The 12,508-nt window shown below is 59.7% G+C and carries 13 protein-coding genes; 6 read left to right on the forward strand and 7 right to left on the reverse strand.

Annotation, left to right across the window (positions count from 1 at the left end):
- The first annotated feature begins 343 nt into the window (after window positions 1–343).
- Window positions 344–787, forward strand: coding sequence for a DUF2471 family protein (locus QYH69_RS21845; RefSeq protein ID WP_308833870.1), 444 nt, complete (start codon window positions 344–346; stop codon window positions 785–787).
- 111 nt (window positions 788–898) lie between these two features.
- Here the strand turns inward: QYH69_RS21845 and QYH69_RS21850 are convergent, their stop codons facing one another.
- From QYH69_RS21850 to QYH69_RS21860, 3 genes are all read right to left on the reverse strand, one after another.
- Window positions 899–1,765: a hypothetical protein gene (locus QYH69_RS21850; protein ID WP_308833871.1), complete on the reverse strand. Its 867-nt coding sequence runs from the start codon at window positions 1,763–1,765 to the stop codon at window positions 899–901.
- Window positions 1,762–2,964, reverse strand: a complete 1,203-nt coding sequence (locus QYH69_RS21855; protein WP_308833872.1) for an O-succinylhomoserine sulfhydrylase — start codon at window positions 2,962–2,964, stop codon at window positions 1,762–1,764. Before QYH69_RS21855 ends, QYH69_RS21850 begins: the two co-directional genes overlap by 4 nt.
- Before the next feature lie 86 nt (window positions 2,965–3,050).
- Window positions 3,051–3,938, reverse strand: a complete 888-nt coding sequence (locus QYH69_RS21860; protein WP_308833873.1) for an SDR family oxidoreductase — start codon at window positions 3,936–3,938, stop codon at window positions 3,051–3,053.
- Between the two features lie 24 nt (window positions 3,939–3,962).
- Between QYH69_RS21860 and QYH69_RS21865 the strand changes: the two genes are divergently transcribed.
- Both QYH69_RS21865 and QYH69_RS21870 read left to right on the forward strand, forming a co-directional pair.
- Window positions 3,963–4,913: a LysR substrate-binding domain-containing protein gene (locus QYH69_RS21865; protein ID WP_308833874.1), complete on the forward strand. Its 951-nt coding sequence runs from the start codon at window positions 3,963–3,965 to the stop codon at window positions 4,911–4,913.
- 356 nt (window positions 4,914–5,269) lie between these two features.
- Window positions 5,270–5,575 (forward strand): hypothetical protein, encoded by a 306-nt coding sequence (locus QYH69_RS21870; RefSeq protein WP_308833875.1) that lies wholly within the window; start codon window positions 5,270–5,272, stop codon window positions 5,573–5,575.
- A 227-nt stretch (window positions 5,576–5,802) separates the two neighbouring features.
- On the opposite strand, the gene QYH69_RS21875 is transcribed toward QYH69_RS21870, so the two are convergent.
- The 4 genes from QYH69_RS21875 to ligD all read right to left on the reverse strand — a co-directional run bounded on the left by QYH69_RS21875 (window position 5,803) and on the right by ligD (window position 10,250).
- Window positions 5,803–6,126 (reverse strand): cyclic-phosphate processing receiver domain-containing protein, encoded by a 324-nt coding sequence (locus QYH69_RS21875; protein WP_308833876.1) that lies wholly within the window; start codon window positions 6,124–6,126, stop codon window positions 5,803–5,805.
- Entirely contained in the window at window positions 6,095–6,616 is a 522-nt protein-coding gene (locus QYH69_RS21880) for a phospholipase D-like domain-containing protein (protein WP_308833877.1), read from the reverse strand. The genes QYH69_RS21875 and QYH69_RS21880 overlap by 32 nt, the downstream gene beginning before the upstream one ends.
- 764 nt (window positions 6,617–7,380) lie before the next feature.
- On the reverse strand, window positions 7,381–8,004 hold the full coding sequence (locus QYH69_RS21885) for a glutathione S-transferase (RefSeq protein ID WP_308833878.1): 624 nt from the start codon (window positions 8,002–8,004) through the stop codon (window positions 7,381–7,383).
- A 380-nt stretch (window positions 8,005–8,384) separates the two neighbouring features.
- Window positions 8,385–10,250 carry a DNA ligase D gene (gene ligD / locus QYH69_RS21890; protein ID WP_308833879.1) on the reverse strand — a complete coding sequence of 622 codons (1,866 nt, stop codon included), beginning with the start codon at window positions 10,248–10,250 and terminating at the stop codon, window positions 8,385–8,387.
- A 149-nt stretch (window positions 10,251–10,399) separates the two neighbouring features.
- Here ligD and QYH69_RS21895 point away from each other — a divergent pair, with 149 nt between their 5' ends.
- The 3 genes from QYH69_RS21895 to QYH69_RS21905 all read left to right on the forward strand — a co-directional run bounded on the left by QYH69_RS21895 (window position 10,400) and on the right by QYH69_RS21905 (window position 12,438).
- On the forward strand, window positions 10,400–11,326 hold the full coding sequence (locus QYH69_RS21895; RefSeq protein WP_308833880.1) for a Ku protein: 927 nt from the start codon (window positions 10,400–10,402) through the stop codon (window positions 11,324–11,326).
- A 1-nt stretch (window position 11,327) separates the two neighbouring features.
- Window positions 11,328–12,146 carry a tetratricopeptide repeat protein gene (locus QYH69_RS21900; RefSeq protein ID WP_308833881.1) on the forward strand — a complete coding sequence of 273 codons (819 nt, stop codon included), beginning with the start codon at window positions 11,328–11,330 and terminating at the stop codon, window positions 12,144–12,146.
- 76 nt (window positions 12,147–12,222) lie between these two features.
- Window positions 12,223–12,438, forward strand: a complete 216-nt coding sequence (locus QYH69_RS21905; protein ID WP_028370917.1) for a hypothetical protein — start codon at window positions 12,223–12,225, stop codon at window positions 12,436–12,438.
- The last annotated feature ends 70 nt before the right edge of the window (window positions 12,439–12,508 follow it).

The following is a 12,508-nucleotide window of genomic DNA, read 5'->3' on the forward strand; positions in this document are numbered from 1 at the left end:
TGATTGTCGTTCTAGCGCTGTCGTCACAGGAGCGCAACGAGACTTTGAACGCGCTAGATGGGCAATGTCCGCAGTCCGATGCAAAGCCGACGCGCGAATGACGGTTAAAATGCAAGAACCGGTGACCGCAAATGGCCGCACTCTGCCGGTTGCCGGACGATTTGGTGGTGAACCGCCTCGCGGGTGACATTTTTATTTCGCGCAGATCAAGCGCTTGCCCGGCAAGCCGTCGCGGTTCTCGTGGAGTGCTGGCGACGCGTAGTGACACATTTATCGAAGTCGGATCGTAGCCATGTCGTTCCTTAGGAAGGATCGTAGCCATGTCGTTCTGTGAGCCAAGGAGTTGGTAGAATGTTTTGTCTTCCTAAGACCGCTTGGCCTCCGACTTGATGTCGTTGCGCGGCATCGCTCGAAAGGCGTCCTCACGTGGAAGCTGATCCACCAGATTGAAGAAGAGGTGTTGTCCGAGGTCCGCGCGGAGGGACGGTTCAGCAACCACCTGCTGCAGATGATCTGCGCGCCAGCCGCCCTGTCCTACCCCAACGACGACCGGCCTGTATCATTCGAAAGTCATGACTTCGTGCCGATCGTCTTCTCGGCGATCGACCGAGCGTGGCAAACTGGATCAATCGACGGCGGCACTACATACCGATGCGGCAGACACGCTGGAAGCGTCACTTGCCGATCTTCGGGATACACAATAGGAAAAAGGCTTATGAACGAAGTTAAAAGCGGCTCATCGGAACAGCGCGGACCCGGAAAAAATCCAGGACGCGCGCGACGTTGAATTCGATCTTGAGCCGTCCGATGCTAAGTGCGTACGGCGCGCACGCCTACTGGCCGACACCGAAGGCGAGCGGGTTTTTATACAACCGAACGCTCAGGACAGGAATTCGCACTAGCCTTTTTCCGCCCCGTTGGAGGACGGCATCAGGTGGTCAGAGCCCACGAGGTTTAACCGCGAGAGGATCTTCCTGAAGCCGCAGCGCTTCATGTTATTGAGCGAGGGACTCGGCTCGTTGTCGACGGGTTCCCCGGTTTCCGTGAAGATATAACGTGCTGACAGGCCGATCGCGCCTTCGATACGACGCGCTATCAAGACTCCCTGGCCACCGCGGCGACGATGCGATGTCGCGACGCCGCCCATGCCGAGCCACGCCAGTTCTCCGGCTACAAATAGCGACCCACCGCCAACAACTGCATCGCCGTCTTTCACCGAATAAAGCTTCCAGCCAGGACGACCATGCAACTGCAGGAACCAGTCGGCGACATATGGCGGGAGGCCGAACGCTTCGGTGATGACGCTGGCGGCCTTTTCGGCGTCATGGGCTGATGCAGGCGCTGCACTCAATGTACTGGCGATTTCAGGCGGCGCGTCGGCGCCTCGAACCATCTTCGCCCAATTGCTGACCGGGTGAAAATCCAGACCTTGCGCGGAAAGAACCGAAAGCAGATTTTGCGGGCGTGCGAGCGGACTCCACAACAGTTGCCATGCCTGGCAGCCTGCGTCACGAAATCGCGCGGCAATGTTCCGGACGTCTTCGACGCGAGCGTCATGTTGCAGTCCGAGTCCGATCGCGCGGTTCAATATCGTGATCGGCAACCCGGGGGCGAGCAGCAAGGTAGCGTCCGCGATCTGTTCGATACTTAGACGCAGTCGGCGCCGCAACTCCGTTGGTGCAGCCGCGAAAAAATCGGCGTAGGCGAGTGCCTCGGCCTGATCGGCCAGACGAGCCGCTTCGCGCGGAGTAAGCGGAAGCGTCATGTCGGCAGTCCTCGATTCAGGTCCTCACGGATATCGCATGGATCTTCCAAACCAACAGCGATGCGCAACAGCGCTTCTGTTATGCGGGCCTGCGCGCGAGCCTCCGGCGTTATACGACCATGTGTCGTTGTAGCCGGATGCGTGATGGTCGTGCGTGTGTCGCCAACATTGGCCGTAATGGAGCAGAGCCTGGTAGCATCGACGACTCGCCAGGCGTTGTCGCGTTGCTGCTCGGGTGTATCGCCAAAGACCTCGAATGCGAGCACGGAACCGCCAGAATATTGCTGGCGTCGTGCCAGCTCGTATTGCGGATGTGACTCGAGACCGGGATAGTAGACGCGCTTGACCGCCGCGTGACCCTCAAGCCATCGCGCGACCGCCAAAGCGTTCGCCGAATGGCGTTCCGCGCGCAGTGACAGGGTTTCCAGACCCTTTAGAAAGATCCAGGCATTGAATGCAGACAGCGATGGGCCCGCTGTGCGCACGAACGGAAAGACCTTTTCCATGAGGAACTGCCGCGTGCCGATAAGCGCCCCGCCAAGCACGCGCCCCTGCCCGTCTATCAGTTTTGTGGCTGAATGCATCACCACGTCAGCGCCATGTTGCAATGGCCGCTGCACGGCCGGGCTGCAAAATGTGTTGTCCACGACATACAGCGCACCCACGGATCGCGCGATTTCGCCGACGGCTTCGATATCGCAGAGTTCTGTCAGAGGGTTCGACGGCGTTTCAACAAAAAACATCTTCGTTTCCGGACGTACAGCCGTTCTCCATGCGTCGAGGTCAACCGGATCGACATACGTTGTCGTAATGCCGAAGCGGCCTAAGATCTGGGAAAACATGCCAAGCGTCGAGCCAAAGATCGCGCGCGAACTGACAATGTGATCACCGGCTTGCAGGGTGGCCATCACGACGGAGAGGATAGCGCTCATGCCTGACGCGGTCGCGATGCACGCTTCGCCGCCTTCGAGCGCAGCCAGTCGCTCCTGGAACATCGTGACGGTCGGATTTGTGAAACGCGAGTAGGTAAAGTAGTTCTCGGAATGTTTGAAGCGCTCGGCCATCTCTGCGGCGCTTTCGAAGCAGAAGCTCGATGTCAGAAACAGCGCTTCAGAGTGCTCGTTAAATCCAGTGCGTTTCGTGCCCGAACGGACAGCGGCTGTGTCGAAGCCGTACTCGCGGTTCGATAAGTCATTCATTGCAGTAACCCGTTTTAGCGGTTAAGTCTTAACACGGACAGACAGGCCTTTCGGCAGTCGCCCGCGTCCGTCCGGTGCGCGGCTGGTCAGAGGCGATACCCGCCGCTCGCATCGACAACCTGACCGGTGGTCCACTGCGATGCGGGACTGGCAAGAAAGGCGATTACTCCAGCGACGTCTTCAGCGGTGCCGACCCGACCGAGCGGACTGGCTGCGGTCATCATTGCCTGTCCCTCGTCGGTACGCAACCAGGCGGCATTCATGTCAGTGTCAACAGGCCCGGGCGCAACGGCGTTCACGTTGATGCCCCGCGGCCCGAGTTCGGCGGCCCAATGGCGCGTCAGCGCATCGATGGCCGCCTTCGACGCGGCGTAGGCGGAAAGCGCATTTAGCTTGCCATCGAGCTCCAGCACCCGACTGGATACCACGGTCGACAGGTTGATGATGCGGCCACCCGATGTCATGCGTTTGATGGCGTTCTGGGTAGAGAAGAACACCGCTTTTACGTTTATCGCAAACTGACGATCGAACAGGTCAGGCGATGTCGCTTCGAGCGAGCCGCCGTCCGCCACGCCGGCGCTGTTCACGAGCAGATCGAGTCTTGCTGGTTGTCTACGCTGGCTCATGACCCGGTCAAACTCCCCAAAGAGTTTCTCGACTCCGTTCGGCGCGGCGAGATCGGCTTGCAGCGCGAAGCCGTCCGAGCCGCGCTCACGCACGCCCGCGACCGTTTGCTCCGCTGCAGCCGCGTCGGCGCGGTAGTGCACGGCGACGACATAGCCCAGGCGAGCAAGTTCATATGAAGCGGCGCGGCCGATGCCGCGCGAGCCGCCAGTGACAAGTGCTATTTTCGATGGTTGTGCGTTCATGATGTGCCCTTGAGAACGACCGTCGCCTGATAGGTGGTCGCGACGCGTCGGAATGGTTGGAATCGTAAGGGCGGTCGTTCCGTCGATAAACGATAATGCCGACATCGTGGCTGTGCAGATTTGTCATCAATGAAACATGAACATCTTCGCATTCTTCTGGAGGTGGCCCGCCATGGGGCTTTTTCTACAGTGGCGAGGCAACGCAACGTCGACCCGTCATCCATTTCCCGCATCGTGCAGGGTGCAGAGCGCGAACTGGGCGTCCGGCTGTTTCAGCGCTCGACGCGCCGTGTCGTGGTCACGGAGGCAGGCGACGCGTATCTGTCGCACGTATCGCGGCTACTTGAAGAACTTGATTCGGCCAGCGATGCCGTTCGGGAGTTCGGGAAGCAGCCAAAGGGAACGTTACGCCTGACCGCGTCGGTAGCCTTCGGTCAATCGTGCGTGGTACCGCTTCTGCCTGAGTTCCTCGCCCGCTACCCGGATATCCGCCTTGAACTGTTGCTGGCTGATGCGAATGTCGACATGGTGGCCGAGCGCATTGATCTGGCCGTGAGGCTGAGTTCGCGCATGGGCAACGACCTCGTGCGCGTCAAGTGGTTCGATACCCGTTACCGGATATGCGCGACTCCCGATTATCTGAGGCAGAAAGGCGCAATCAATTCGCCCGACGACTTGGACTCACATCCCTGCGTCCTGTTCGGGTTGCCAAACCCCCAGTCCCAATGGCGTGTGACTGATCGTTCTGGCCATGTACACTATGTGGCAGCGACGTCAGCCGCGACGGTTTCGAACGGTCTCGCACAGCGGGAACTGGCGATTGCGGGCGTCGGCCCTGCGTTGATGCCGGCGTGGCTCGTCGCAGATGAGATCGCGGCAGGACGGCTGGTGGAAGTGCTGCCAGGTCATGAGGTCGTGCCGGCCGATTTTGACGGTGCGGCCTGGTTGCTGTATCCGAGTCGCGCATATCTGCCGGCGAAAACGCGAGCGATGGTCGACTTTCTTCTCGAAAACGCCAAAAAAGATTGGGGCACTTCGGACATTGCTAGACGGCGTCGTAAAATGCGTCGAAAGAGTTGAGCTGTACGACGCCGGCGCCGAGTGACCACCTTTCCAGTGCTAAGCGCTGTGCAGCCAGGTGCGAATCAGCACGCAGCCCGACTGAGCGAATTGTTTTGTTCCAGGTGCTCGCAGGGTCGAGTACGACGAGACCTGGTGTTATCCGACGCCGCTCGATGCATACGAGGGCACCGATGGAAACGCTGTCGCTGTCAGGCGAATACAGGTGCACAGGCGAGCTACGAGATGCACGGCGCGGCAGCGTCGCCTCTGCCCGACTGGCAGGCATTGCGCGGTGGAGTGCCGATCAGGTCACCTTCCCAAGTGTACGGGATCGCATGCGTGCATGATCGATCGGAAAATGAAGGGCGACCGACATGCGTAATCGCATTTTTCTAATCCTTTACAGCATCGCGTTTGCCTGGACAGTGTGGCCAATAGCCAGCGTACTGCTCACAAATGTGATTGCCGCTTCTTTGCATTGCAGGCTTAGCGAAGGTGGCCCGTCACCTTGTAGATTATTGGGCGTTGATATCAGCCACCAACTTTATGTCGGCGGCGTTTCGTTTTGGCTCGCGTTGACAACGGTGCCTACCGGCGTGCCTCTTCTGTTGCTTCTGGCCGCATTGCACGTGTTCTTGCGGGTGAAAGAGAAGTTTATCGCACACGAGCGTCGTGAATAGATCAGAAGACATCTGGAAGACCGAAACCGCTGGCGCTGGGTGGCAATAGTGGGTATTGCGACCGCGGCGGCCCTGAGAGTTATCAGGATGCCGGAGGCTGCCTGCACTGTCGCTATGCAACGACACACGCTGCATGCATGCGTGACGGTTCGGCCTAGACGGCATCGTTGCCGGACACGAAGACGAGCTTCTTGGCGCTGGCCCGATCTACGATGAAGGCGGGTCACTCAACCAGGAATGTCACGCTGGTGCAGATATTGCCCCAGCAGACCTTCAACGTTGCGCTTGCCGATGGGATTCGCGCTGTGTACGGAGTAGATGAAGTCGGCGGGGATGAACCGACCATTGGCATCCAGATCCATATCGACGAGCTTCTTGACCACCGCCATTGCGGTGTCTTCGCCACCAAGGTCGTGGTCGAAGGAGATTTCGAACGGGCAGCCACGAGTTTCTAAAATCGTTATGGCTTCGACGGACGTGCGGGCGATTACCCAGTCAGACGCAACGGGGTCGCGGAGGTCATCGATAAACAAGCGGTATCGGGTTTCCATTGTCGTCGATCCTTTTAGCCTCACACCGTCGGCACGTGCTATCCAAATGTTCCAGATACGCAGCAATCTGTTGATGCTGAGGGTCACCTTTGACCCCGGTGGGGGCGTAGGAAAATTCCTCGTTCGACGTGAGCGCGCCTTTGGTGATGTTTGCGGAGCCAACGATAGCAGCGTACCGATCACCGACCTCGAAGTAGTAAAGCTTCGTGTGAAGATACGTTTTTTCATTGTCAACGACGATGTGCTCGGCACCGAGCGCGGCCAGTTCGTCGGCGGCTTCCTGCTGCGTATGCATGTCGTTGGAATAGAAAACCACGCGCGATCCGCGCGCGATGGCCTGTCGCAATTCTTTAGCAATTGCTTTGACGCCGTTGTGTTTCAGATGGCCTGAGCATATCGAGATGAACTGGGCGACAGAGAGATTCTTCTTGATAGCTGCAAGATGCCCATCGTTGCCGCTCTTCGTTCGATTCCAAATGAATGTTGACATGACCGAAATTTGAATACTGTTGCCGGCGAGGAACTACGCAGCACCCCGTCAAAATCAAGAAACACCATCATCGGGGCACTCGCGAGCCTTGCTGTCCTCGCGCTCCCCTTCGGCATCTCGCCACCCATCGCGCCAGTCGGACCATTGGCGTCCTCGGCGTAAAGGGGTTGTCCTGCCATGCCCCGCACTCGCGGTGCTGCTGAATCCCTCCTGATATGCGTCGCTGCGCGTCATGCTGTGTCATCCCCCCAGTGGTAAATGCATGCAGGTACGTATGCGCGAGTGGCTCACAGAGTGAGCTACCGGCCGCCCGACTGCACGCGCGAGCGTGCGAGAACACGCGTCGCGACGTTGACACGCTGCGGTCCGCTGTAAAACAGGGGGTTGTCTCAACCTTCACAGCAGACCTCACTTATGCGTCGACGACAACCGAAAATCTACGCCACTCTCCGCCGCCGCTATTGCACCGAAGCCCTCATCAACATGGGCTTCCAGCGCACCAGCATGAGCGGCTCGACTTTGGTCAAACTCGGAGCGTTTCGCACGCCCTATGCGACCGCATCGCGAGACGGCGAGTTCTGGCGCGTGACGCCACTCGTCGGGCCGCGAATCTGGCGCCCGAGATGACCCTCGCGGCGAAAAGAATCGGAAGGGGCGGTGGTAAGACCGTCACCGTCGAATGCACGTAATCGACCCTAAACGGTCCAAGATCTTTCTCCGAAGCGGACGCTTCGGGCACGTCAACTAAGGGAACCACTCTTTAATCATGGTGTTCCATTTTTGCAGTACGCTGCGAAGCCGGTGCGATTAGCAAGGCGGTCGAAATAGTTTGAAACGGCGGCGAAGCGGGGATGCTCAAAAGGAGTGCTGAACCAGCGATTCACGGACAATCCGATAGGAATGTCGGCGAGGCTGAAGTGCTCGCCGGCGACAAACGCGCCCGTCGCGTTAAGTTGACTTTCCAGGATACTCATGTGCCGAGCCCAGCCGGCGAGCGACGCAGAAATCTCGCCCGGTGCCTGATGCGCGGACGATTTCCTGACGAGGCCGAGGAAAGCATAGCTCCAGGACCGATTCAAATCCGATGCCTGCCAGTCCAACCACTGGTCGATCCTTGCCCGCTTTATAGAATCGGTGGGATAAAGCGCTTCGCCACCATAGCGCGAAGCGAGATAACGAATGATCGAGTTGGATTCCCAAAGCACGAAATCGCCATCCTTGATGACTGGTACAAGACCATTCGGATTCAACGATAAGAATTCGGGAGAATCCGTTTGTCTGAATCCCGTGCCCCAGTCCTCCCGTTCGAAGGGAATGCGCAACTCGGCACATGTCCAGAGGACTTTTCGGACGTTGATCGACGATGCTTTTCCGAAAATATTCAGCATTGCGGACCCTTATGGCTTGCAGTACGCCCGGTGCGGGCGTCGAATTCCTGACACGATATCCGCCGGGCGTAACACGTTTTTTGCTCTCGCAGACTTCAGGATTGTCGCCAATTCACGGCATGCTGTCCAACGTCTCGAAGTGGCCGATCGCCGCCTCATGCAATCCGGCATATTGCACGTGAACGTCGAAACAATTGATCCACAGCGCGCGATCTCTTGCGGCCGGTCGACCCGATGCGACTTACACGGCAACTTTCAAGCACCACGGTCGTTCACCGACGTGCGCATAGAATCGAGGTCGGCTGGAACCGTGGCTCGCCCAGAGCACTATCGAATCAGTAGGACTGTTAAGTTTCGGTAACGGCTACCGGCACCGACGGTCAACCGGCAGCGAGAACAGATCGCCGCATTTTGTCGCTGATCTCCTGCTGAAAGGTGCCGCTAGGCTTATCGCTTGACTTCAACCCGGCTTCTGCGATTCCCGTCACGACGTTCCAGTCGGCGGCACCACTGAGTTCCAGCAACTCGTCCCACCGGACCGGCATCGATACCGGAAGCCCAGGCCTGGCGCGCGGCGACAAGGCGATCGCTGTCGTAGCGCCCTTCCCGTTTCGCAGGTAATCCACGAAGACCTTTCCAATTCGGTTTCGCGCGCCTGACACAGCCGAGAACCGTTGCGGGATGATCTTCGCGAGATGCCGCGCGATCGCGTGACTGAAGCCCTTCACCTCCTGCCACGTATGGATCGGCGCAAGCGGCACGATGATGTGCACGCCCTTCCCTCCGCTGGTCTTGCAGTGCGATTGCAGTCCGAGTTCGTCTAGCACCACCCGCGTAAGCGTTGCGGCCTCGACCATAACGCTCCAGTCGAGTTGCGGATCGGGGTCGAGATCGAGAATGAAGCGGTCGGGATGATCGAGATCGGGGGCGGTCGCATTCCACGCATGAATCTCGATCGTGTTGAGTTGCGCAAGCTCCAGCAGCGCTTCGCGCGTATTTGCCACCAGTAGCGGCGCATGGCCCGGGTGCATCGACTCCGGCAACTGCGTAACGGCTCTCAGGCGCTTCCCTTCTGTGTGCTTCTGATAGAACATCTCGCCATCGATACCATCAGGCGCGCGCACGAGCATGAGGGGCCGGTCCTTGATGTGCGGCAAGAGGTAATCGGCGACAACATCAAAGTACCGGGCGACGTCCGCTTTTGTCAGGCCCGTCGACGGATCAACGATGCGCGAAGCGTTGGTAATGGTTGGTCCGCGAACGCGTGAACTCGGGCCCGTACGCTTACTTGTCGCTCGCGTGGCGACGGGCTTTTCTTCGTGGACATCGCCCGCCTCCTTGTCCTCGCGCAGTGCCTTCAGGACGCCATGCCGGATCTCCCCAGACGATGTCCATTCGAGGAACGATACCTCGACAACTAACTGTGGCCGCATCCAGACGAGGGTGCGGCCGCGCTCAGGCTTTGGAGGGTTAAAGAACGGCGGCTCGTCAACTGACTCCAGACGCGCGTGCAACTCGCGCATTTGCGTGGGCCGCAACGTAGCCTTGACCGAACCGGTGAAGCGGAAACCGCCATCACGCTCGTAGACGCCCAGCAACAACGAGCGAAATCCTGTAGCTGCTCCCGCGCTTCTGCTGATACCGCCGACGACGAACTCCTGGCGTTGGAGGCACTTGACCTTGATCCAGTCGGGCGAACGCCCTTCCGTATAGGAACGGTCGACGCGTTTGCCGATAAGCCCCTCAAGTCCCATCCGGCAGGCGGAATCGAGCAAGGATTCGACGCCCTGTGTGAACGTGTTGCTAAGCCGTAGGTGCGCATCGTCGACGCCGGAGAGCAACTGCCGCAGTGCTGCCTGCCGCTCGTCAAGTCGCACCTGCCGGAGGTCCCGGCCATCCTGGAACATTATGTCGAACGCGAAAAACGTTAACCCAGCCGTGCGGCGCCGGGCGAACGCATTCTGAAGGGCAGAGAAGTCGGGAATGTCCGCCTTATTGAGTGCTACCACCTCGCCATCGATCCATGCTTGGCGGACCGGCAGCGCCGCGAGTGCGCCAGCGAGCGCGGGCATCCGCTCGGTCCAGTCGTGTCCGTTGCGCGTGAACAGCGTCACTGCGCCGTTGTCGATACGGCAGAGCATGCGGTAGCCGTCGAACTTGATTTCGTACGACCAGTTCGGACCGACTGGCGGCCGATCGACCAGCGTAGCGAGTTGCGGCCGGATAATGTCCGGCGGGCTGTCCAACTGGCTCTCGCCCGCCTGTTCGGTTACTCTCGCTCTACGCGCCACCTCGCACACCTCCCGAAAATTAGATGCGTCGCACTGACTGTTCCAGCCAGGCGCGCTGGCCGGGGAATTGCTGCTATCGGTAGCGCCACCAACGGGAGAATTCCATGGCCGCTCCGCGTTCGATTGCTTCGATGACGATCAGCTTCGGACTTGTGTCGATTCCGTGCCGTATGTTCTCGGCGACCGAATCAAAGTCTGCCGTCTCTTTCAACATGCTGCACAAGGATTGCGGCGCCCGGGTGCGTCAGCAGCTCTATTGCCCCGCCCATCAGGCCGTCATCGAGCGCTCGGACACGGTCAAAGGATACGAGTTCGAGAAGGACAAGTACGTCGTTTTCGAGCCGTCCGAGCTCGAGGCATTCGAGGCGACCGCCAGCCACAGCATCGACATTGTCGCCTTCCTTCCGGCCGACGCGATTGATCCGATCTATTTCGACAAGGCTTACTATCTCGGCCCTGACAAGCGCGGCGCGAAGCCCTACCAGCTACTCGCCCAGGCGATGACCGAAACCGGCACCTGCGCGCTCGCCAAGTTCGTCATGAAGGGAAAACAGAACGTCGCGCAGGTGCGTGCCGGACTGGACGGGCTCATCCTCCAGCAGCTTTTATACGCCGACGAGGTACGGGCGCAGTCGGCGATCGGCATTGACAAGCCGGAGGTGCAGCCGGCGGAACTGAAGCTCGCGGAACAGCTCATCGAGCAGTACCGCGTCGATTCGTATGACCCGACGCAGTTTAAGGACGAGGAAAAGGAGCGACTGCTCGCCGCGATCGACCAGAAAATCGCGGGAAAGAAGATCACCCTGCAGCCCGCCGCGCAGCCTGAGGGCGCGGAGATCATCGACCTCGTCGAGGCCCTGCGGGCCAGCCTGAAGGGACAAGGTACGGCAGCCATGAAGCAAAAGCCCGAGGCCGCCGCGCCTGTCGCCGAGCCGGCAGGGCCGAAGCAGCGCAAGCCGGCACGTCGTACTGCAACATCGGAATTGCCCGCTGCGCCAGTACCGGCCAGAAAGACAGGAACCCGCAAATAGCATGACCCGCGAAGAACGTTTTCGCATGCGCGACGTGCAGCGGATGCTGGGCGTCTCGCGAACCGTGATCACACAACTTGTCGCAGGCGGCTTCGTGAAGCCGGCGCGCGGCCACGGCAGGGAGACGCTGTTTTCGTTTCGCGACGTCGTCATGCTGCGCACCGCCCATTCGTTGAGAAAGGCGGGTATCCCGCCGCGCAAGATCGTGCGAGCACTGGAAAACCTGCGCGCGACCTGGGCGCCCGACAAGGACCTCACGGCGATCCGGATCACTGCCGTCGGCGCCGACGTGGCCGTGCAGGACCGCGCCGGGCCGTGGAACGCCCATACTGGCCAGTTGCTGCTCGATTTTGAGCCGACGCCCGCATGCGGCGGTACCGGCAACGTCACGGGGATTCAAAAGCGCCGCGCGCCCGACGAATTCGCGGACGCTGCTGCAAGGGAAGCTGAGGGCGATGTGGACGGTGCCGAAGCCGGCTACCGGCGCGCCATTGAATCGGACCGCACCTATGTCGACGCGTACCTGACCCTTGGATGCCTGCTGTCGGAGTGCGGCCGCTACGACGACGCTATCGAGGTATGGCGTAACGCCCTACTCGAAAAGCCGGACCATCACCTGCTTCACTTCAATCTCGGCGTGGCGCTGGAAGACTCGGGCCGTCTCGAACAGGCCCTCATCGCATACCGGCGCAGTATTGAACTGAAACACGACTTCGCGGACGCGCATTTCAACGCGGCGCGCATCCATGAAGAACTGGGCCAGCAGACACAGGCAATCCGCCACTACAACGCCTACCGGACATTGAACCGCGACGGTTGAGGCGCTTCCCGAGCACGTCGGGCATCTCGCTTGCAATCCCCTTTTTGTTATCGTTCGATTGACAGGGAGACAAGCTATGGCAGAGCAGCACAAGCCCGGCGAGATCGTGAAAACATCCGGGATCTATAAGGTCGTGCACGAAGGCGACAGCAAGGCAGCATTCGAAGTGACATGCGTCGAGGGCGAACATTTCCCGCCTACACGTACCGGCAAGGGCGCGGTCTATGAGCTTGTGCACGGTGCGACGCATTCGCACAAGCACAGCGAACTTGGTAGCGGCGACAAGACGTGAAGCGAGGAAAAAGTGGCCAGCGGCAAGCCGCTGGCCCGAAGGCATTCTGGCTGTCTATAGGCCGCGCCAG

The sequence above is a fragment of the Paraburkholderia sp. SARCC-3016 genome, assembly GCF_031119615.1.
Taxonomy (GTDB): Bacteria; Pseudomonadota; Gammaproteobacteria; order Burkholderiales; family Burkholderiaceae; genus Paraburkholderia.